The sequence below is a fragment of the Amycolatopsis silviterrae genome (assembly GCF_042684085.1).
Taxonomy (GTDB): domain Bacteria; phylum Actinomycetota; class Actinomycetes; order Mycobacteriales; family Pseudonocardiaceae; genus Amycolatopsis; species Amycolatopsis silviterrae.
The window spans coordinates 296,772-317,551 of the sequence record NZ_JBHUKS010000014.1 but is presented as its reverse complement, the minus strand read 5'-3'; the positions used below and the strand labels follow the sequence as shown (position 1 = coordinate 317,551).

The following is a 20,780-nucleotide window of genomic DNA, read 5'->3' as shown; positions in this document are numbered from 1 at the left end:
GCCGCGGTGGCGCCGGGCCTTCGTCTTCTCGTTGGGGCACATCCGGGAAAGGGCCGTCAGCGAAGCCACCAGCCAGCTCGGATCAGGCAGGCGGCACGGCCCCGCCGGACATCGCCGGCGAAGCGGGCCAGCTCAGCGGTCTACGCGCCCGAAACCGGCGGGCGGGGTGGGCGGCTCCGGCGGGCGGCCGCCGTCCGCGGGCATCTGGCGGGTCTGCTCGCCGGGCTGCGGAAGGCTGCCCGACTGCGCCTGCGGGTAGTTCTGCGTCCGGGTCTGCCCGGCCTGCGCGTGCTGTCCGCTCACCTCGCCCTTCGAGCCGTCGCCGGAGCCCGAGCCGACCTGGCCCTGCAGGTTGGCCAGCCAGCCGCCCCACCGTTCCTGGGCAGGCTTGATCAGGCCGCCGCCGAAGCCGACCACGATCACGCCGCCGGCGGTCGCCAGCACCGCGATCAGCACCGGGCCGGTCACCGACGTCGCGATGTTCACCTGGCCCAGCGCCGCGATGATGCCGAACGCCATCACCAGCCAGTACGCGACCGTGCTGAGCAGCCGTCCCGCCGGACGCCCGGAGAGCGCGCCGGAGACGACGTCCCGCACGACCTTCGCGATCGCCGCCGCCACGATGATCAGCACGACCGCCACGAGGATCCTCGGCAGGAACGCGATGATGTCGTTCAGCAGCTGGCTCACCGGGTTCGACTGCCCGAACACCCCGAACGCGAGCTGCAGCGCGATCAGCAGAATGAAGTAGTAGACGAGTTTCACGAGCACCGTGGTGGCGTCGAGATTCGCGCCCTTCACCATTCCGGTCAGCCCGGTCTTCTCCACCAGCCGCGTGAATCCGAGTTTTCCGAGAACGAGCCCGAGGGCTTTGGACACGGCTTTCGCGATCAGCCAGCCGATCAGGAGGATGATCAGAAAACCCACGAGTTTCGGGACGAACGTGGCCACCAGATTCCAGGCCTGTCCGAGTCCGTCCTTGAGTTGTTCACCCACGCTGGCTCCCTTCGCCGCGGTTCGACGTGGATTCCGGCACCGTCCTGTCGCACCGGGTCGCAGGACAGGTACCCACTGCACCCGAGTGCTGTGCACCACGATCGAGTGAGACGACTGGCGCGGGAAGATCAATCGCCGCCATACTTGTCCTACCGGTGGGGACCGGGGAGACGAGGCCGCTCGGCGCAGCGAAAACCGCAAGCGCCGAGCGGCCTCGAACATTTCCCGCCCTTTATCGCCGCGCCACCGCCCCGCCGAGCCGAATGGGGTTCGGGTTTTCTCCGGTGTTCATCTGGCCTTCACGGACGAGACTGTTCGGACCATTGCCGGACGGCCGAACGGATTCGCGGCCCGGCCTGGGCGGCGTGCCGGAGATGTCCGGACGGAAATCCGGGCGGCGTGCGGTCTGTGCGGTCCGAATTCGCGGTGCCGGACGACCGGCGGCGGCGAATTGCTCGGTTCTCCCGGCCGGTCCCCGGATAACGGCGGAGTGTCAATAACGCGCGAGGGCTAAGGGCATTAACCAGGACGCGGCAGCGGAGTGGCGCGGCACCGCGGACGGCGTCTTCGCGGAGGCGGAGTTCACGCAACTCACCCGATGCCGCTAACCCACGTGGGTGAGCGGCCCCGCTTCCCGGGTCCTGCACCAGGCGAAGCGTCCACCGAGAGTAGAGACGAAAACGGCGGGCGCGGCTTCTCAGCCGCGGCCCGCCGTCGGAAACCGTCCGTCAGGCAGCGCTCAGCGCGTCCCGCAGCTTCACCTTCGCGCCGGTGCGCATCACCGCGTTGCGGTAAATCCGCGCGGCCAGCCAGATCAGCGCCGGGATGAGGGCGACGACCAGGCCGACCGACAGCACCGCCTCCCACACCGGCACGCCGCCCATCGCCAGCCGCATCGGCATCAGCGTCGGCGCGAACACCGGGATCACCGAAAGCACCTCGGCCAGCGGGCTCCCCGGATTCGACGGCAGGATCGAAATCCCCACCACGTACCCGGCGATTACGAACATCAGCGCGGGCATCGTCGCGCCGCCCACGTCCTCCTGCCGCGACACCAGCGCGCCCAGCGCGGCGAACACGATCGAATACATGAAGAACCCGAGCAGGTACCAGACGATCAGCCACACCACGGTGCCCACCGCGGCGTTCACCGAGATCGTCAGCACCCCGAACCCGAGCCCGGCCGCAACGCCGACCACGCCGATCGCCAGCATCTGGATCAGCCCCACGACGCCGATGCCGAGCACCTTCCCGGCCATCAGCTGCCACGGTTTGATCGTCGACAGCAGCAGTTCGACCACCCGGGACGTCTTCTCCTCGACGACGCCCTGTGCGACGGTCTGCCCGTTGATCATGAGCGACAGGTAGATCAGGATGCCCGCGATGATGCCGAGCACCAGCTGCTGCCCGTTGTAGTCATACGGTTTCTCGAGCGGCGGCAGCTCGTCGATCGTCGCCTGTGCGGTCGCCTGGTGCACCTTCGCCGGATCACCGCCGAGCGACTCGATCTGCTGGTTGAGCGCCAGCTGCCCCTCGAGCACGGTGAAGGTGTTCTTCAGCTTCGCGTCCAGGGTCTTCTTCACCTGGACGTGGACCCGCTTCGCGTCCTGCACCAGCAGCGCGTCGATGGAGCCGTCCTGCAGCTTCGCCTGGCCCGCCTTCTCGTCGGGCACCTGCTGCGTCGCGACGTTCTGGCCGATCGACTTCGCCGTCGCGGTCAGCGGCTCGGCCAGCTGCGAGGCGGCCGGCACGTAGCCGACCGTCGCGTCGGCGCTGGTCCCGCCGCCGATGAACTTGAAGATCAGCGCCATCGCGACGATGAGCAGCATCATCACCAGCGTGGTGATGCGATAAGCCTTGGAATTGACCCGCGTGCTGATCTCCCGGCCGGCCACGAGGCCGACCGCGGACAGCGGGCTCATTTCTACGTTGGACCCGGTCATGCCGCGGCCTCCTGCTGATCGGACACCACGGAACGGAACAACTCGGTCAGGGACGGCAGTTTCCGGGCGAATTCCCGCACCGGGCCGGTCGCCAGCGCGGCGCGCAGCACCGCCTGGTCGTCCGCGCCGCCGGCCAGTTCCAGCTCGGTCACCGATCCCTCGCGGCCCACGACGGTCACGCCGGACAGCGCGGCCGCCCAGTTTTCGGGCGCGTCAGGGGCGTCCACGAGCAGCCGGGTCGTCCCGCCCGCGCGCAGTTCCGCCACCGTGCCGGACGCTTCCATCCGTCCACTCCGGACAATCCCGATCCGGTCGCACAGCCGCTCCACCAAATCCAGCTGGTGGCTGGAAAACACGACCGGGACCCCCTCGGCCGCCTTCTCCTTCAGCACGTCGCTCATCACGTCGACGGCCACCGGGTCCAGCCCGGAAAACGGTTCGTCCAGCACGAGAATCCGCGGTTCGTGCACCAGCGCGGCGGCCAGCTGCACGCGCTGCTGGTTGCCGAGGCTGAGCTTCTGCACCTCGTCGTCGCGGCGCGCGGCCACGCCGAGGCGTTCGGTCCACCGCTCGCTCGACTTCTTCGCCGCGGCGGCGGGCATTCCGTGCAGCCGCGCCAGATACGTGAGCTGCTCGCCGACCTTCATCCTCGGGTAAAGGCCGCGTTCCTCGGGCATGTACCCGATCTGGCGACGCGTTTCGTGCGTGATCGGCTCGCCCGCGTACCGCACCTGGCCCTCGTCGGCGCTCAGCACGCCGAGCGCGATGCGCATGGTGGTCGTCTTGCCCGCCCCGTTGCTGCCGACGAACCCGAAAAGCTCGCCCGGCCGCACGTCGAACGTCATTTTTTCCAGCGCCCGCACGGCGCCGTACCGTTTGGAGATCCCGTCGATCTCCAGTCCGGGCTCTGGCATGGCCCGTCCCCCTGTTCTCTTTTCGCCGGGGTGATCCCCTGCCACCCCACCCGGGATCCTAGGCACTCCGGTACGAGACCGCCCACCTCCCGAGGTCGCCGGGGCATCCGCCTAAAGTTGCAGGCCGCGCGCGGCACGTAGGATCGGACCCGACATGGCCGACACCACAGGACGCCCCGCGCGCAAACACCACGGGCTGTCCGCCAAAACCCTGCGCCGCCTGGAGCACGCCTCCGGGCGGCTGGCGAGCGCGAGCGTCGCGGAAATGGAACGCCGCCTGGTGTGGTTCGCGCGGCTGCCCGCCGACCAGCGCGCCAGCGTCCTGCTGATCACGCAGACCGGGGCGAGCGGATTCGTCGCGTGGCTGCGCGATTCGAAGGAAGCGCTGAAGCTCACCACCGAGGCGTTCCGCGACGCGCCCACCGAAGTGTCGCGCTGGATCAGCCTGCGCCAGGCCGTCGCGATGGTGCGGCTCGCGATCGAGGTATTCGAGGAACAGCTTCCGGAATTCGCCGCCTCGGAAGCCGAACGCGCCGCGCTGATCGAAGGAATTCTGCGCTACGGCAGGGAAATCGCGTTCGCCGCGGCCAATTCCTACGCTGCCGCCGCGGAAGCGCGCGGTGCCTGGGACGCCCGGCTCGAAGCACTCGTGGTCGACGGAATCGTCCGCGGCGACGCCGAGGAATCCGTCCTGTCGCGGGCCGCGGCGCTCGGCTGGGACCCAGCCGCGGCGGCGACTGTCCTGGTGGGAAATCCGCCGTCGGACGACCCGCCGACGGTGGTTTTCGACGTCCGCGCCCGCGCCGCGCGCGTCGGTCGCGCGGTGCTGCTGTCGGTGCAGGGGTCACGGCTGGTGATCGTGATCGGCGGCCCGACCGAAGGCGGACCGAAGGAACGCGAAATCCTCAGCCGGATGTCGACGGTCTTCGCCGACGGCCCAGTCGTGGCTGGCCCGACGGTCCCGACGCTGGCCGAGGCGCACCACAGCGCGGCCGAGGCGTTGTCCGGGTTGCGCGCGGTGGTCGGCTGGCCCGGCGCGCCCCGCCCGGTGCGGTCGGACGATCTGCTCCCCGAACGCGCGTTGTCCGGCGACCCCGGCGCGGAACGGCTGCTGGTCGATCTGGTGGCCCGGCCGCTGGAGGAGGCAGGCGCGGCGCTGCAGCGGACCGTTGAGACCTATCTGGACACTGGCGGGGTGCTGGAACGCTGCGCGCAAACGCTGTTCGTGCACCCGAACACGGTCCGGTACCGGCTGCGCAAGGCGGCCGAACTCACCGGCCGCAACCCCACCGACGCCCGCGACGCGCTCGTGCTGCGGATCGCGCTGACCGTCGGCAGGCTCGCCCGCGCCCGCGGCCTCTGGTGATTCCGCCCCAATGCCACATTGGGCTTTCTCGGCGGAGGCGGCGCTAGGATCGGCGGGAGCGGGGCGGTCGTCCGTGAGGGGAACCTTCACAGACGCTGATTCCCTCAGGGTTCCCCTCACGGACCTTCAGGTACGGTCATATCGGCATCAATCGGGCAATTCGGCAGCCTTGGTGTCCTTTGTGGATAGTCCCGCGGGCTTAGGCCACGCGGCCCAGCCGACCCCTCGCGTGAATGCGGCGTTCGGCGCGCCAGATTCCGCCGCCAGCCCCTCTCCCGCGCCCGGCGGAACCGCCGCGGCCCTCCGGCCCGTACCCGGCTCCCCCTCCCGACGGCGCCGCACGGGGTCGCGGCGGGTGACCGACTTCACGGCAAGCGCTGGTTGAATCCCACAAGGCGGATGGGTTAAGGGCGGGGTTCTCCGGCGGGTCTTTGGAGGTTTCCTCCAATTCCGCCGCACGGACTTGGTGACCGCCCGCAGCCGAAGCCCGAGGGAACCCGTGGTCTCATAGACAGCGTGACAGTTGCAGTCCTCTCCCCCGGCCAGGGTTCCCAAGCCCCCGGCATGCTCGCTCCGTGGCTCGAACTCGACGGTGCCCGCGCGCGCGTCGAAGAGTGGTCCGCCCGTTCCGGGCTCGACCTGATCCGGCTCGGCACGGAAGCCAGCGCCGAGGAGATCCAGGACACCGCTGTCGCGCAGCCGCTCATCGTCGCGCTGTCCCTGCTGTCCTTCGAACACCTGCCGGTGCCCGCCGACGCTCCGGTCGCCGGCCACTCGGTCGGCGAACTGGCCGCGGCCGCGATCGCCGGCGTGCTCGCTCCCGCCGACGCCGTCGCGCTCGCCGCGGTCCGGGGCGCGGAGATGGCCAAGGCGTGCGCGCTCGAACCGACGTCGATGGCCGCGGTGATGCTCGGCGATCCCGACGAAGTCGCCGCGTGGCTGGAAGGCCAGGGCCTCGCCGCCGCGAACCGCAACGGGGCCGGGCAGATCGTCGCGTCCGGGTCCGCCGCCGCGATCGAGCGGATCATCGCCGAGCCGATGGAGGGCACGAAGATCCGCGCCCTCAAGGTCGCCGGCGCCTTCCACACGCCCTACATGGCCCCCGCGGAAGACGCCCTGCGCGAGCACGCCGCCGGCCTCTCCCCGGCCGATCCGGCGCGCCCGCTGCTGTCCAATGCCGACGGTCAGGTCGTCACGAGCGGCGCGGAGTACCTGCGCCGGCTCGTCGCCCAGGTGACCCGCCCGGTCCGCTGGGACCTCACCATGGACGGGCTCGTCGCGCTCGGCGTGGACCGCACCGTCGAACTGGCGCCCGCGGGCACCCTGACCGGACTGGTCAAGCGGCAGCTCAAGGGCGTCGTCACCACTACCACCGCGCTGAAGTCGCCCGCCGAGCTGGCGGCGCTGCGCGAGGAGGACGCCCAGTGACCGCCCGCCCCACGCTGCGCCTGTCCCAGGGCGCGCCCGCCGCCCGCATCCTCGGCTTCGGCAGCCACCAGCCGGACCGGATCGTCACGAACGACGACCTGTCGCAGGTCATGGACACCAACGACCAGTGGATCCGCGACCGCGTCGGCATCATCGAGCGGCGGTTCGGCGAGAAGGACGACGTGCTCGTCGACTACGCCGTCGCCGCCGGGGCCAACGCGCTGGCCGACGCCGGCCTCGACGCGTCCGAAGTGGACACCGTCATCGTGCCCAACTGCACCATGCCCTCCCAGATCCCGAACGCGGCCGGACAGGTCGCCGCGCGGATCGGCGTCCCGGCCCCCGGCGCGTTCGACCTCAACGCCGCGTGCGCCGGGTTCTGCTACGGCCTCGGCGTCGCCTCCGACCTCGTGCGCGCGGGCTCGGCGAAGAAGGTCCTCGTGATCGGCGCGGAGAAGCTCACCGACGCCGTGGACCCGACCGACCGCGCGAACGCGATCATCTTCGCCGACGGCGCGGGGGCCGCGGTGGTCGGCGGGTCCGACGAACCGGGCATCGGCCCGGTGGTGTGGGGCAGCGCGGGCGACCTGGTCGACCTCATCTACATGCGCGACCACCAGTGGATCTACCAGGAGGGCCAGTCGGTCTTCCGCTGGGCCACCACGCAGATCGCGCCGATCGCGTTGCGCGCGCTGGAGGCCGCCGGGCTGCAACCGTCCGATGTGGACGTGCTGGCCCCGCACCAGGCGAACCTCCGGATCGTCGAGTCGATCGCCAAGAAGCTGCGCGCCAAGGGGGCGCGCGAGGACATGGTGGTGGCCGACGACATCAAGTACTCGGGCAACACCTCGTCCGCCTCGATCCCGATGGCGCTGGACCACATGCGCAAGGCGGGAACGGCGAAAAGCGGCGACGTGGTGCTGGCGGTCGGCTTCGGAGCCGGGCTTTCCTATGCCGCGCAGGCGTTCGTCCTGCCCTGAGCGATACTTCCCCCGCGGGCGCCGTGCCCGCGAGCGGACCTCCAGAAGAACCGAGAAGGGAACAACACCGATGGCTGACAACACTGAGATTCTCGCCGGCCTCGCCGAGATCGTCGAAGAGGTCGCCGGCGTGGCTCAGGACGACGTCACCGAGGAGAAGTCGTTCGTGGACGACCTGGACATCGACTCGCTGTCGATGGTCGAGATCGCCGTGCAGGCCGAGGACAAGTTCGGCGTGAAGATCCCGGACGACGAGCTGGCCAACCTGAAGACCGTCGGCGACGCGGTGACCTACGTGTCCGCCAACTCGAAGTAAGTCCTCTTCGTACCCGGGCCCCGGTCCGGAGCCGACCTTGGGGAGACACCCATGAGCAACATCGACGTCGTGATCACCGGCATGGGCGCGACCACGCCGCTCGGCGGGGACGTCGCGTCCACCTGGGACGGTCTGCTGGCCGGCCGCAGCGGGATCCGCACGATCGAGGCGGACTGGGCGGCGGAGCTGGACCTGCCGGTGCGGATCGCGGCGCAGCTCGCCGTCGAGCCGACCGACATCCTGCCCCGCGTGCAGGCCCGCCGGCTCGACCGGTGCGAGCAGGTGGCGATCATCGCCGCCCGCCAGGCCTGGGCCGACGCCGGGTTCGCCGAGCAGACCGACGAGCACGCCGACGTCGAACCGGAGCGCCTCGGCGTTTCGATCGGCACCGGGGTCGGCGGGCCGGTGACCCTGCTGACCCAGAACGATCTGTTGCACCAGCAGGGTCTTCGCAAGGTGTCGCCGCTGACCGTGCCGATGCTCATGCCGAACGGCCCGGCCGCGCACGTGGGCATCGACCTGAAGGCCCGCGCCGGGGTGCACTCGCCCGCGTCGGCGTGCGCGTCCGGGGCCGAGGGCATCGCCAACGGCTACGAGATGATCCGGTCCGGCCGGGCCGACGTGGTGGTCGCGGGCGGTTCCGAGGCCTGCATCCACCCGATCACCGTCGCCGGGTTCGCCCAGGCGCGCACGGTGTCGACCCGCAACGACGACCCGGCCGCGGCCTCGCGTCCGTTCGACGTGAGCCGCGACGGCTTCGTGCTCGGCGAGGGCTCCGGCGTCGTCGTGCTCGAGCGGGCCGACCGCGCGAAGGCCCGCGGCGCGCGGATCTACGCGAAGCTGGCCGGCTACGGCCTGACGTCGGACGCCTACCACATCACGGGCAACCACCCGGAGGGCATCGGCCAGATCGCGGCGATGCGCGCGGCGATGACGATGGCCGGACTGTCCCCTTCGGACATCGGCCACGTGAACGCGCACGCGACGTCCACTGTGGTCGGCGACATCGGCGAGGCGGCCGCGATCCGGTCCGCGATCGGCGAGCACCCGGTGGTCACCGCGCCGAAGGGCGCGCTCGGCCACCTCGTCGGCGGGGCGGGCGCGGTCGAGGGCATCGCGACGATTCTCGCGCTGTACGAAGGCGTCGTGCCCGCGACGCTGAACCTCACCGAGCTGGACCCGAAGGTGCAGCTCGACGTCGTGGCGGGCGAGAACCGCAAGGTCGAGCTCACCGCGGCGCTGTCCAACTCGTTCGGTTTCGGCGGGCACAACACCGCGCTGCTGTTCATGCCGGCGAACTGAGTTCTCTTCACGGCCGAAGGGCCCCCGCGGAATTCCGCGGGGGCCCTTCGCCGTTTCACCGGGTTTTCGAGGTCAGCACTGGTCGTGTTCGGTGGCGTTGCCGTCGACCGTGTCGATCCGGTACGAGCCGTGCTCGTACTTCATCGGCAGCACCAGCCGCCAGCGGATGCACTCGTGCGGGAAGTCGACCGGGGCCTCTTTGATCGACTGCGTGCTGGTGAACCCGACCAGCGCCCGCAGCGTGCCCTGCGCACCGGGTTCGATGCGGTACAGCAGGATGTCGACGTCCTTCGTGGACTGGAAGTTGCGGTGCCAGTCCGACTCCGGCGTCCGGCTGCGGCGCGCCTCGCTGACCGTTTCCGTCCAGGCGTCGTAGTCCTTTTTGTTGAGCGCCTCGAAATAGGCCTGCAGCACGGTGCGGACGGCTTCGTCCTGCGGGTGGCTCTCGGCGTCGGGGGTGACCCCGACGTGCACCGCGCCGGACTTGTCGGGCAGGCCGCCGCTGGTCGTGACGGGCGACGACATGGCTTCCCCGTCCGCGGGCTGCGGGGATTCGGGGCGGCGGTACAGCTCGCGGGCGAGCAGACCCCCGGCGACGGTGATGGACAGCACCACCACGAGCACGGGGATCAACCACCGCTGACGGGAGGGCGGGGCCGGGTGAACGCTCACCCGGGTGAGGGTACCGCCCTTGGTCACCCGACCTGGTGCAGCCAGGTGACCGGGGCGCCGTCGCCCGCGTGCCGGTACGGCTCGAGCGCCTCGTCCCAGGCGGCGGCGAGGAGTTCGTCCAGTTTGTGCGCGAGGGTTTCGCCGCCGCGGGTCATGCTGACGAGCGCGCGCAGCTGGTCCTCGCCCACGACGATGTCGCCGTTGGCGCTGGTGCGGCCGTGCCAGAGACCGAGGCCGGGCGCGAAGCAGAACCGCTCGCCGTCGACGCCCGCGCTGGGTTCCTCGGTGATTTCGAAGCGCACCATCGGCCACGCCTTGAGGGCCCCGGCGAGCTTGCCGCCGGTTCCCGCGGGCGCGCTCCAGCTGCATTCGGCCCGGAGCTGTCCCGGACTGGCCGGCTGGGCCGTCCACTTCAGCTCGACGCGGGCACCAAGGGTGCCCGAAATAGCCCACTCGACGTGCGGACATACCGCAGACGGCGACGAGTGGACGTACACCACGCCTCGGGTGCTGCCACGGGTGCTCACTGCTGACCTCCGCTTGTTCGACGAGGGACGTCTTCCCCTACGACCTCTCGAACCCTGCGCAGGTTGCGTAGCCTCCACGGCAGTTCCCGACCTGTGTAGCACATTCTGCACCCCAACCGTGCTGTTTGGCCACATGAACACCACAAGTCGCAGCGGACGACCCATTGTGGTGAGCCACGCCGACGCGAGGGCGCGGAGCGCGGTTCCGGAGGCCCGGCACGCTAGCGTGGTGCACCGGAAACGCTGCGGATTCGACAGGAGAGTTTCGGTGCGACTGGTCCGTCTCGGGCAACAGCCCTCGCGCGTCGCGGAGGACGTGCGGGCCGCACTGGCCTCCCTCGGCCGGGGGAGCACGGTGATCGGCGGCGTCGCGCTCGTCGGAGCCCGCCCGACCGGAGACCGTCCGGTCGAGGCGGTCGTGGTGCTGCCCGCGGGCGTGCTCGTCGTGATCGGCGTGGACCTGCCCGACCCGGCCCTGCGGCTCGAGGCCCCGCTGAGCGGCCCGTGGAAGGCCGACGGCTGGCCGCTGGTCCACGGCGACGACGTCAACCCCGCCACCGAAGCGCTCGACCTGTCCCAGGAATGCGAACGCCGCATCGCGGAACTCGGCGGCGGCCCGGTCGGCACGATCGTGGCGGTCGGCCCGTACGTGGAGACCGTCGACCAGCCGCCGGGCGACCTCGCCGGCCCGGTCCGGGTCCTGCACCCGACCCCGACGACGATGCTGGCCGCGACGGTTTCCCTGGCGACGGCGAGGCATCCGCGCTCGGTGGACCAGGCGAGGGCGCTGATCGCGGCGCTGGCTCCGGACGCGCCGGAACTGTCGGACGAGGTGCTGCGCGGGGAAGGGTTCGTCCGGTTCGCCGACGACGTTCCGGTGCCGCCTGGGCCCCGGGCTCCGGTTTCGGGCACCGGCGCGACTGGCAGGGCTGGCGCTGGCGAGGCTGGCGGCGCGGCTGCGGTCGGTGCCGGGCTCGCTGGCGCGGCGGCTGGGCTGGGAGCTGCGGCAGGCCCCGCTGCCGCGGGCGGCACTGGCACCGCGGCCAGTCCCGGTGCCGCGGCTGGATCGGGAGCTGCGGCTGGTCCTGCTTCCCCGGGCAGCGCTGGCACGACGGCCAATCCCGGCACCGCAGCCGGGCCGGGGGCTGCGGCCCCGGGCAGCACTGGCACCACCGCCGATCCTGGCGCGGCGGCTGGGCCTGGCGCTGGCACGGCGGCCAAACCTGCTGCCGTAAGCGGCGCTGGCGCCGCGACCAATGACACCGCCGCGGCGAATCCCGGTGCCGTGGCGGCCGGGGCCGTGCAGAAGGTCTCGCCGTCCGGGGCTGCCGCAGTTGATTCGGTTGCCTCTCCCGGCACGGCTGGGCCGGGTGCGGCAACGTCCGCCCCCGCCGGAAGTGCTGCGACTCCCGGAGCCGCGGTGTCCGACGCGGCCCGAACCAGCACCGCTGCACCCGCCGCCAGTTCCGGTGCTGCCGGATCGGGCGCCGCCGGTGCCAACGCATCCCCTTCCAGCACCGCACCTTCCAGCACCGCCGCTCCGGGCAGCGCCGGTGCCAACACATCCCCTTCCGCGAAACCCAGCCCCGGCACCGGGTTCGGCGCGGCGGCCCCAAGCCCGAGCACCAGCCCCGCCGCGACCCCGCAAAGCACAGGCGATCCCCGGGGTCTTCCGGTTTTCCCTGGTACCGGCCCCACGGCGCCGCAGGCCGCTGCTTCCCCCAGCGTCCCGGCACCGAGGCCGAAGATCGTCGCGGTGCGGCCGCCCCGGCCGGAGGTTCCGCCGGCCGAAACGGACGCGCTGTCCGAGGCGCCCACGGAATCCACCGACCCACCTGAGGCTCCGACCGAGAAGATGCCGTCCCCGGCCAAGCCGCAGGGACGTCCTCCCCGGACGGTTCCGCCGGTCGTGCCGGGGCCGAGCAGTCCGCCGCGGCCCCAGCCGCGGCCGTCGCCGGCTGTCCGGCCGGAACCGGCCGCCGCGGCGGGACCAGCCCCGGAAAAACCGGCCTCCCGCACCGTCAAGTGGGTGCCGATCGCGGCGATCGTCTTGCTGATCCTGCTGGTGGTGTCGGCGATCGTCGTGGCGACCAGCGGCGACGACACCACCACTGCCGCGCCGCAGCCCAGCAGTGCGCCGTCCAGCAGTGTCGCCAGTCCTAGCCCGAGCAGTGCCGCGTCGAGTGCCCCGCCCGCGCCCAGTCTCACGTTCGAGCCGAGGGCCAGCAGTGCGGATCAGCGGTGCGCATCGCACGCCTTCGGGGACGTCCAGGCGAGTCTTCAGCAGACCAGCTGCTCCGCGGTCCGCCGCGCGAGTTACACGGCGCTCGTGGACGGGCGGGCGGCCGCGGTGACCGTCGCGGTGGTCGAGTTCTCGGATGCCGGGCAGGCCGATCACCTCAAGCAGATCGCCGACAACCCGGGCGGGGGCGGGATCCTGGACGTCGCCACGGAGACCGGTAAATGGCCTTCCGGCACGCCGCAGTTCGACGGTGCCGCCTACGCCAGCAAGATCGACGGGAAAGGCGTGCGGATCGTGCAGGCGGTTTGGCAGCCGGGACCGTCCACTGCGGACGATCCCGGGCTGGCCCGTGCGGCGAAGGGCGCGCTCGACCTGTCGCTGCCGTCCTGAGCGGACGAGCTCACTCCCAGCCGTTCGCCAGCAGGTCGAACGCCACGTCGACCAGGTGTGCCGGATCGTCCGACCGGTCGGCCACCGAGGCCGTCTCCAGCGCGAAGTGGGCCAGCACGGCACATCGCGGATCATCCTCCGGCGCACCGGTTTCCGCGGCGATCGCACGGCTCAGCGTGTGCTCGTGGCCCATCCACATCTTGTGCCAGTACTCGGAAAGCGCCGGCGTCTCTCGCACCAGCTTCAGCAGCGGAGCGGCCTCCTGGCGGATTCCGGAGGCCACCCGCTGGTGGATGTGCGCACGGAGCGCGTCCAGCACCGGCGTGCCCGCCGGACGGTCGCGCACGGCCGCGATCAGCGCCTCGTCGATCTCGGGCGCCCGGTCGAAAACGAGCGCTTCCTTCGTGGGGAAGTGCTTCATCAGCGTGGTGGTGGACACGTCGGCGGCGTCGGCGATTTCGCGCACGGTCACCCGGTCGTAGCCGCGCTCCAGGAACATGCTCAGGGCTGCGTCGGCCAGCGCCTGCCGGGTCGCGGCCTTCTTGCGTTCACGCCTGCCGGGAACGGGGGCACTGGTCATGCCCCCGACGCTACCCGAACGTGGCACGACCCACTAAGTGAAACAACACCACTGAAGCAGGTCAGAGCCCGTAGGCCTCCAGCAGGCGCAGCCACACCTCGCTGATCGTCGGGAACGCGGGCACGGCGTGCCATAGCCGGTCCAGCCGCACCTCGCCCACGACGGCGATCGTGGCCGAGTGCAGCAGTTCCGCGACGTCCTGGCCGACGAACGTGACACCGAGCACGACGCCGCGTTCGGTGTCCACGACCATGCGCGCCTTGCCCTGGTACCCGTCCGCGTGCAGGGAGGACCCGGCGACCGCGATGTCGATGTCCACCACCCGGTCCGCGGATCCGTCGCGCGCCTCGGTCAGGCCGACGGACGTCACCTCCGGGTCGGTGAACACCACCTGCGGCACCGCGTGATGGTCGGCGGTCGCGCTGTACCGGCTCCACGGCTCGGTCGAGATCTCCTCGCCGCGCGCACGGGCGGCTACCGAGTCGCCGACCACGCGGGCGGCGTATTTCCCCTGGTGGGTCAGCAAAGCACGGCCGGTGACGTCGCCCGCCGCGTACAGCCAGCCACCCTCCACTGCGGACACTCGGCCGCTTTCGTCCACCTGGAGCGGGCCGTCGACCGGCAGGCCGAGCACGTCAAGGCCGATCGTGCTGGTGGCCGGGGCACGGCCGGTGGCGACCAGCAGTTCGTCGACCACGACCTCGTCGCCGCCGGTCAGCGCGAGCCGCGTGCCACCGTCCACAACGAACACTTCGCTCAGCCCGGAGTTCACGTGCACCCGCACGCCTGCCTCGCGCAATCCGTCCAGCACCAGGTCGCCGGCGAATTCCGGAAGCCGCGGCAACGGGCGTTCGCCGGTGATCACGAGGTCGACCTGCGAGCCGAGCCGGGCCCACGCCTGCGCCATCTCGACGCCGACCACGCCGCCGCCGAGCACGCCGAGCCGTCCCGGAACCTCGGTCGCCGAAGTCGCTTCCCGCGAGCCCCACGGCTTGATCGTGTCCAGTCCCGGAATCCGCGGCGTGCGCGGAACGCTGCCGGTGCACACGATCACCGCGTGCCGGGCGGCGAAAACGCGGCCGTCGTCGAGAGTGACCTCGCGCTCACCGCTGATCCGGCCGTAGCCGCGCACGGGTTCGATGCCCGCGCCGCGCGCCCATTCGACCTGACCGGAGTCGTCGCCCTTGCCGGTGAACCAGTCGCGGCGCGCGAGCACCTTCTCCGCGTCGAGCGCGTCGCCGATCGGCACGCCGGGCATCCGCTTGGCCGCGGCGAGCAGGTTTCCCGGGCGCAGCAACGCCTTGCTCGGGATGCACGCCCAGTACGAACACTCCCCGCCGAACCGTTCGTGCTCGACGAGCGCCACCTTCAGCCCGCCCATGGCGGCCCGTTCGGCCGCCACTTCCCCGACCGGACCCGCTCCGATGACCACGACGTCGAAAGTCTCTGCTCCCATGGGCACAGCGCACACCACCGCGCAGGTTCGCGCAAGCCTGCCGGTATTCTCGTCAGAGAGCTGCAAGAAACCGGCGGCACCGGGAAATCCGGGTCGTCGCCGTGCCGGTTGCACGCACGACCACGATCGAGCACGGGAGGCTCCCATGGCGAGGAACACCGCTGTCCGCACGCTGGACGATCTGACCGGCGGACGCGCGGCGGAGACCGTCGCGTTCGCTCTCGACGGCGTTGACTACGACATCACCCTTGGCACCCGCAACGCAGCCGCGCTGCGCCGGCTGCTGGAGCGCTACGCCAAGGCCGGACGGCGCACCGGCGGGCGGAAGCTGCGGCCGCGGCTGGTCGCCGGGGCGGGCAAGGGCGGGAAAGCCGTTGCTGACACGAAAACCGCCGGTCCGGCGAAGACCTCGGTGAAGACGGCGGCGAAGACTGCCCGAACGAGTGGCGCGAAGACTGCCTCGGCCAAGACGGCGAAGTCCGCTGCCGCCAAGGCTCCGGCCAAGTCGGCGAAGGCTGCCGCGATCAAGACCACCGTCAGCAAGACGACGAGGACCGCGACGGTCAAGACGCCCGTGAAGTCCGCGGCGGCGAAGGCAGCTCCGGCCAAGGCCACTGCGGTTAAGACGCCCGCGAAGTCCGCCGCACCGAAGGCGGCACCGGCCAAGGCTTCGGCGAGCAAGGCTGCGAAGGCGGCCCCGACGAAGGCAGCTCCCGCGAAGGCCGCACCGGCGAAAACCGCTGTTCCGGCCAAGTCCGCCGCCAAGCCGCGCCGCAGCGCGGCCCGCGAGGTGCCGCAGGTGCTGTTCTCGTCCTCCGGCAGCTGACCCAGTCCGTGAAGGACTCCTTGAGGGAATCCCATTCCCGCAAGGAGTCCTTCACGGACCTCAGCTGATCTGGCTGCCCGGCAAGGCAATCACGAACGCTGGCGTCCCTCGGCGTGCCAATCCGGGTACTCGTACCGGCTCCACAGCAGCGCCCGCTGCCGCTTCAGCTCCCCCGCCGTCGGTTCGCGCGGGGGAAGCGGGCCGAGCAGTCCCGCCGCAGCCGCGCGGACAGTGTCTTCCACCTCAATCAACGGCAGCCGCACTCCATGGTCGGCCAGGGACGCGACCTTGCTTCGGTGCGAGTCCAGCGGCTTCGGGTCCGGCGGCGGGCCGGTGAGGTACGCGCCGACGCGGGCCGCGTCGGTGTCGACCAGCAGCGTCGAATGGGCCAGCAGCACGTCTTTCGTCCGGAACACCGCGAAACCGCACAGCTTCGCGTCGCCGACGAAGATGCCGCGGTCGCCGATTCTGGCTGGCAGACCGAGTTTCTCCACTGCCGCCGACATCACCAGGCCGAGCATTTCCAGCGGACGGGTCGCAGGGCCGGGCAGCACGAGCGTCACGTTGAGGTTGCCGGGATCGTGAAACACCGTGCCGCCGCCGCTGGCCCGCCGCAGCACGGGGACGCCGTCTCGCGCGCAGTCGTCAACGCGGACTTCCCGGGCGATCCGCTGACCGCGCCCGACGACCACGCACACCGGGTTCCGCCACAGCCACACCACCGGCCCCGCCGGCACCTCGCGCAGCAGTGCTTCGTCGAACGCCAGGTTCTGGGCTGGGTCGGTGAACTCGGCCCGGACTTCCGACCCGCTCGGCATAGCGTTCCTCCACGATCAACTGGACTCCGGGATCGTAGAGTGCGCCGGGCCGAGCAGGTCCCAGCGGTTGCCCGCGATGTCGCGGAACACGACGACCTGACCGTACGGCTCGGTCCGCGGTTCGCCGAGGAACTCGACCCCGGCTTCGCGCATCCGCTGGTAGCTGGCGTCGAAGTCGTCTACGCGAAGGAATAGCCCGACGCGGCCCGCGTACTGGTCGCCGACCGCGCGGGCTTGCCGGTCGCCGTCGGCCTTTGCCAGGAGGAGACCGGTCTCACCGCCTGGCGGCCGGACGACCACCCAGCGCTTGGGGCGGCCGTCGTTGGTGAGCGACGGGGAGTCCTCGGCTAATGCGAAGCCGAGTGCGCGGGTGAAGAAGTCGATCGCCTCGTCGTAGTCGTCGACGATGATCGCGGTCAGGTGCAGGAAGGCCATGCGCTAAGGCTGCCAGTGCGGCACGCCGAGCAGGATCATCCGGAGCCGTTTCTCCGCCGCGGTCAGGGTGCGCTCGTCGGCGGCCGTGTCGCCGGGCCGGATTTCCAGCAGTTCGGCGACCGTGCCGAGCATCGCGGTGACGATGAGGTCGGCCAGCAGGTGCAGGTCCTCGGTGGGCCAGGTGCGCAGCGGGTCGAAGCGCGCCAGGTCCAGTGCGAGATCGCTGGAGAACATCCGCATCTCGACCGCGATCGCCCGGGACACCGCGCCGGGTCCGGCGTAGCGCTCGCGCGTGACGAACCGGAAGTGGTCCTCGTGCTCGCGGACGTGCCGGTGCAGCGTGTGCACTGAAGCCCGGATCATGCCGCCGTAGCCGCGTTGCTCGGTGCGCGCGCCGCGAAGCAGGCCACGCAGAGTGCGCGTGGTCTCCTCGACGAGCGCGACACCCAGTTCCTCCATCGACGAGAAGTGCCGGTAGAAGGCGGTCGGCACGATGCCGGCCCCCTTCGCGACCTCGCGCAGCGAAAGGCTGGCGAAACTCCGGTCGGCCAGCAGGTCGAGCGCCGCGTCGAGCAGCGCCTGACGGGTGCGCTGTTTGCGCTCCTGCCGGCTCACCGGACCGGCCTGCTCCTCGGCTGCGGACACGTCGAGCAGCGTACTGGCGGTCGCCGCATGGCCCACGTCACATCACCTCGCTTCCGCGTTGACAGGCCCCCCGGCCTTGCCCCCACACTAGTCAGTGTACGACTGTGCACTCAAACTTTGGAGGGGTGATGACCGCACTGCTCCCGCGCCGCGTGCGCGGGCTCGTCTCGCTCGCCGAGGCGCTGCTCACCCCGCACGGCGCGGACCGGTACCTCGAACTGGTCGACCCGATGCTGGTGCGGCGCGAGGTCCGCGGCCGCGTCACCGCTGTGCGGCACCAGACGCCGGACACCGTCACGTTCACCGTGCGGCCGAGCCGGGCGTGGCAGGGCTTCCGGGCCGGCCAGTACGTGCGGATGCAGGTGGAGATCGACGGTGTGCGCCGGACCCGCTGCTACTCGCCGTGCGGCGCGCAGGGCGGCGACGACCTGGAGTTCACCGTGAAGGCCGACCCGAACGGGCTGGTCTCGCGGCATCTGCAGGACACCGCCGTCGGCTCGGTGGTGGGGCTTTCGCCCGCGGACGGCGAATTCACCCTGCCGTCGCCGCGCCCGGACCGGATCGTGCTGATGAGCGGCGGCAGCGGGATCACGCCGGTGCTCGCGATGGCCCGCACGCTCGTCGCCGAGGGACATCCCGGCGAGATCGTGTTCTTGCACTACTCGAACACCGCCGCGGACGCGCTCTACCGCACCGAACTGGCCGAACTCGCCGCCCGGCATCCGGCGTTCCGCGTGGTCCACGCCCACACCCACGCCCGCCGCGGCGGCGACCTGCACGGCCTGTTCTCCCTCGCGCACCTGGAGAAGGCCGCGCCGTGGTTCCGCGAGGCCGAGACGTTCCTCTGCGGTCCGGCCCCGCTGATGGCCGCCGCCCGCGAACTCTTCCAGCGCGAGGGTTTGAGTGCACAACTGCACACCGAAGAGTTCACCGCAGCGCCGTTGACCTTCGCCGCGGAGGCCGCCGAGGGCCGGGTGCGCTTCGCCCGCAGCGGCCGCGAGTGCGACAACTCCGGCAAGCCGCTGCTCGAACAGGCCGAGGAAGCGGGCCTGACGCCGGAACACGGGTGCCGGATGGGCATCTGCTTCTCCTGCACCCAGCTCAAAACCGCCGGCCGCGTCCGCAACGCCCGCACCGGCGAGGTCTCCGGCGAGGAGAACGAAGAAATCCAGCTCTGCATCAGCGTCCCCGTCGGGGACGTCGAGATCGACGCCTGACCACTCGGAGGCAAGCATGACCGGCCTGCAAGACCGCCTGACCCCCGCACAGGTCGAGGAATTCGGCCGCGAACTCGACGCGCTGCGCCAGCGGATCGTCGACGACCTCGGCGAGGAAGACCTCGAATACATCCGCAAGATCATCAAAACCCAGCGCGCGCTGGAGGTGACCGGCCGGGGCCTGCTCTTCGCCGGCTTCCTGCCGCCCGCGTGGCTGGCCGGCGTCGCGGCGCTGTCCGCGGCGAAAATCCTGGACAACATGGAGATCGGCCACAACGTGATGCACGGCCAGTACGACTGGACGCGCATCCCGGAGCTGAGCTCGCAGCGGTTCGAATGGGACACCGTCGCGCCGTCGGAGAACTGGCGGCATTCGCACAACTACATCCACCACACGTACACCAACATCGTCGACAAGGACCGCGACGTCGGCTACGGAATTCTCCGGATGGACCCGGCGCAGAAATGGCATCCGTACTACCTGGGCAACCCGGTGTACGCGACGCTGCTCGCGCTGCTGTTCCAGTGGGGCGTCATGCTGCACGACCTGGAGGTCGACCGGGTGGTGAAGGGCGAGCGCACCTGGGCGGAGAACGTGCCGGTGCTGCGCCGGATCGTCCGCAAGGCCTCGCGCCAGGTCGGCAAGGACTACGTCCTGTTCCCGCTGCTCACCGGCCCGCTCGCGCCGCTGACCCTGCTGGGCAACGCGAGCGCCAACCTGGTCCGCAACCTGTGGGCGTTCTCGATCATCTTCTGCGGCCATTTCCCGGCCGACGTCGAGAGCTTCACCGAGGAAGAGACGGAGAACGAAACGCGCGGCCAGTGGTACCTGCGCCAGATCCTCGGCTCGGCGAACATCACCGGCAGTCCCCTGTTCCACATCCTGTCGGGAAACCTGTCCCACCAGATCGAACACCACCTGTTCCCGGACCTGCCCGCGCGCCGCTACCCGCAGATCGCCGGCGAGGTCCGCGAAATCTGCGAACGCTACGGCCTGCCCTACAACACCGGCCCCCTGCACCGGCAGCTCTGGTCGGTGGCGAAGAAAATCGTGCGGCTGGCCCTTCCCGGAAAACCGGGCCCGGCCGCTACCGTGGACCCGGAACGGCAACTCCGAGCAGCCTGAGGAAGCCCATGGTCGGCCCATTCGAAAGTGGCAAGGACACCGTGCAGGAGCTGACGGAGTCCGCAGCCAACCACATAGGCAACATCGCCACCATCATCACCGGCGCGGTCCGCGACATAGCCCGCGAAACCGGCGACTGGTTCACCGACATGATCGAAATGCGCGAAGCAGCCCAACGCGCGAAAGAAGACGAAACCCGGCTGAACAAGGCCCCCGAAGCGGACTGATCCACGGCCCGTCGTCCGTGAGGGCCACCTTCACGGACTCAGAGTCCGTCAGGGTTCCCCTCACGCCCTCGCTGCCGCCAGCGAAGGCCGTGAGGGGCCCCTTCACGGAACCAGATTCCCTCAAGGAGTCCTTCACGGACCTTGGCCACCCGCCGAAGCGCCCCAATGTGGCATTGGGTGCATCCCACGCACCCAATGTGGCGTCCGGTGCATCTGACGCACCCAATGCCACATTGGGGCGCTAGCCCCAGCCCCGCCAAGACCACCGCCGGTGCACCCACCCAGCGAGGCACCCAGCCCCACCCCCGCACCCCGATACGAAGCCTCCCTGCAGTTCGGGGGTGCTTGTCAAGGCATCTTTCCCGCCTTGACAA

Annotated in this window: 20 protein-coding genes; 10 read left to right on the top strand and 10 right to left on the bottom strand. The window is 70.8% G+C overall.

The genetic code is table 11. The annotated features are described in order from the left end of the window. Positions 1–132: 132 nt before the first annotated feature. The 3 genes from ACFSVL_RS20610 to ACFSVL_RS20600 all read right to left on the bottom strand — a co-directional run bounded on the left by ACFSVL_RS20610 (position 133) and on the right by ACFSVL_RS20600 (position 3,853). Positions 133–996, bottom strand: a complete 864-nt coding sequence (locus ACFSVL_RS20610; RefSeq protein ID WP_378306469.1) for a mechanosensitive ion channel family protein — start codon at positions 994–996, stop codon at positions 133–135. A gap of 728 nt (positions 997–1,724) precedes the next feature. Continuing rightward, positions 1,725–2,939 (bottom strand): ABC transporter permease, encoded by a 1,215-nt coding sequence (locus ACFSVL_RS20605; protein ID WP_378306467.1) that lies wholly within the window; start codon positions 2,937–2,939, stop codon positions 1,725–1,727. Then, positions 2,936–3,853: an ABC transporter ATP-binding protein gene (locus ACFSVL_RS20600; protein ID WP_378306465.1), complete on the bottom strand. Its 918-nt coding sequence runs from the start codon at positions 3,851–3,853 to the stop codon at positions 2,936–2,938. Before ACFSVL_RS20600 ends, ACFSVL_RS20605 begins: the two co-directional genes overlap by 4 nt. A 154-nt stretch (positions 3,854–4,007) precedes the next feature. Between ACFSVL_RS20600 and ACFSVL_RS20595 the strand changes: the two genes are divergently transcribed. The 5 genes from ACFSVL_RS20595 to ACFSVL_RS20575 all read left to right on the top strand — a co-directional run bounded on the left by ACFSVL_RS20595 (position 4,008) and on the right by ACFSVL_RS20575 (position 9,245). Further along, positions 4,008–5,219, top strand: coding sequence for a PucR family transcriptional regulator (locus ACFSVL_RS20595; RefSeq protein ID WP_378306463.1), 1,212 nt, complete (start codon positions 4,008–4,010; stop codon positions 5,217–5,219). 516 nt (positions 5,220–5,735) lie between these two features. Then, positions 5,736–6,647 carry an ACP S-malonyltransferase gene (locus tag ACFSVL_RS20590; protein WP_378306461.1) on the top strand — a complete coding sequence of 304 codons (912 nt, stop codon included), beginning with the start codon at positions 5,736–5,738 and terminating at the stop codon, positions 6,645–6,647. Then, positions 6,644–7,627 (top strand): beta-ketoacyl-ACP synthase III, encoded by a 984-nt coding sequence (locus ACFSVL_RS20585; protein WP_378306459.1) that lies wholly within the window; start codon positions 6,644–6,646, stop codon positions 7,625–7,627. The genes ACFSVL_RS20590 and ACFSVL_RS20585 overlap by 4 nt, the downstream gene beginning before the upstream one ends. Positions 7,628–7,697: 70 nt before the next feature. After that, the gene (locus ACFSVL_RS20580; RefSeq protein WP_378306457.1) at positions 7,698–7,943 is read left to right on the top strand and encodes an acyl carrier protein; all 246 of its coding nucleotides are present in this window, start codon (positions 7,698–7,700) and stop codon (positions 7,941–7,943) included. Positions 7,944–7,994: 51 nt separating this feature from the next. Next, the gene (locus ACFSVL_RS20575; protein WP_378306455.1) at positions 7,995–9,245 is read left to right on the top strand and encodes a beta-ketoacyl-[acyl-carrier-protein] synthase family protein; all 1,251 of its coding nucleotides are present in this window, start codon (positions 7,995–7,997) and stop codon (positions 9,243–9,245) included. 72 nt (positions 9,246–9,317) lie between these two features. Here ACFSVL_RS20575 and ACFSVL_RS20570 read toward each other — a convergent pair whose 3' ends face one another. Continuing rightward, the gene (locus tag ACFSVL_RS20570) at positions 9,318–9,917 is read right to left on the bottom strand and encodes a hypothetical protein (RefSeq protein ID WP_378306454.1); all 600 of its coding nucleotides are present in this window, start codon (positions 9,915–9,917) and stop codon (positions 9,318–9,320) included. Positions 9,918–9,940: 23 nt separating this feature from the next. Continuing rightward, positions 9,941–10,444 carry a DUF3145 domain-containing protein gene (locus ACFSVL_RS20565; RefSeq protein ID WP_378306452.1) on the bottom strand — a complete coding sequence of 168 codons (504 nt, stop codon included), beginning with the start codon at positions 10,442–10,444 and terminating at the stop codon, positions 9,941–9,943. Positions 10,445–10,712: 268 nt separating this feature from the next. Between ACFSVL_RS20565 and ACFSVL_RS20560 the strand changes: the two genes are divergently transcribed. Further along, complete coding sequence (locus ACFSVL_RS20560; protein WP_378306450.1) at positions 10,713–13,076, top strand: hypothetical protein; 2,364 nt, start codon at positions 10,713–10,715, stop codon at positions 13,074–13,076. A 10-nt stretch (positions 13,077–13,086) separates the two neighbouring features. On the opposite strand, the gene ACFSVL_RS20555 is transcribed toward ACFSVL_RS20560, so the two are convergent. Next, positions 13,087–13,656, bottom strand: a complete 570-nt coding sequence (locus ACFSVL_RS20555) for a TetR/AcrR family transcriptional regulator (protein ID WP_378306448.1) — start codon at positions 13,654–13,656, stop codon at positions 13,087–13,089. A 61-nt stretch (positions 13,657–13,717) separates the two neighbouring features. After that, the gene (locus ACFSVL_RS20550) at positions 13,718–15,112 is read right to left on the bottom strand and encodes a dihydrolipoyl dehydrogenase family protein (protein WP_378306446.1); all 1,395 of its coding nucleotides are present in this window, start codon (positions 15,110–15,112) and stop codon (positions 13,718–13,720) included. A 145-nt stretch (positions 15,113–15,257) separates the two neighbouring features. Here ACFSVL_RS20550 and ACFSVL_RS20545 point away from each other — a divergent pair, with 145 nt between their 5' ends. Beyond that, the gene (locus ACFSVL_RS20545; RefSeq protein ID WP_378306444.1) at positions 15,258–15,938 is read left to right on the top strand and encodes an Lsr2 dimerization domain-containing protein; all 681 of its coding nucleotides are present in this window, start codon (positions 15,258–15,260) and stop codon (positions 15,936–15,938) included. 89 nt (positions 15,939–16,027) lie between these two features. Here the strand turns inward: ACFSVL_RS20545 and ACFSVL_RS20540 are convergent, their stop codons facing one another. The 3 genes from ACFSVL_RS20540 to ACFSVL_RS20530 are packed head-to-tail and all read right to left on the bottom strand — an operon-like array spanning position 16,028 to position 17,872. Beyond that, positions 16,028–16,756 carry a lipoate--protein ligase family protein gene (locus ACFSVL_RS20540; RefSeq protein WP_378306442.1) on the bottom strand — a complete coding sequence of 243 codons (729 nt, stop codon included), beginning with the start codon at positions 16,754–16,756 and terminating at the stop codon, positions 16,028–16,030. Positions 16,757–16,771: 15 nt separating this feature from the next. Then, complete coding sequence (locus tag ACFSVL_RS20535) at positions 16,772–17,191, bottom strand: VOC family protein (protein ID WP_378306440.1); 420 nt, start codon at positions 17,189–17,191, stop codon at positions 16,772–16,774. Positions 17,192–17,194: 3 nt separating this feature from the next. Further along, positions 17,195–17,872, bottom strand: a complete 678-nt coding sequence (locus ACFSVL_RS20530; protein ID WP_378306438.1) for a TetR family transcriptional regulator — start codon at positions 17,870–17,872, stop codon at positions 17,195–17,197. 92 nt (positions 17,873–17,964) lie between these two features. Here ACFSVL_RS20530 and ACFSVL_RS20525 point away from each other — a divergent pair, with 92 nt between their 5' ends. The 3 genes from ACFSVL_RS20525 to ACFSVL_RS20515 are packed head-to-tail and all read left to right on the top strand — an operon-like array spanning position 17,965 to position 20,406. After that, positions 17,965–19,053 carry a ferredoxin reductase gene (locus ACFSVL_RS20525; protein WP_378306436.1) on the top strand — a complete coding sequence of 363 codons (1,089 nt, stop codon included), beginning with the start codon at positions 17,965–17,967 and terminating at the stop codon, positions 19,051–19,053. 16 nt (positions 19,054–19,069) lie between these two features. Continuing rightward, entirely contained in the window at positions 19,070–20,179 is a 1,110-nt protein-coding gene (locus ACFSVL_RS20520; protein ID WP_378306434.1) for a fatty acid desaturase family protein, read from the top strand. 8 nt (positions 20,180–20,187) lie between these two features. Beyond that, positions 20,188–20,406, top strand: a complete 219-nt coding sequence (locus ACFSVL_RS20515; protein ID WP_378306432.1) for a hypothetical protein — start codon at positions 20,188–20,190, stop codon at positions 20,404–20,406. The last annotated feature ends 374 nt before the right edge of the window (positions 20,407–20,780 follow it).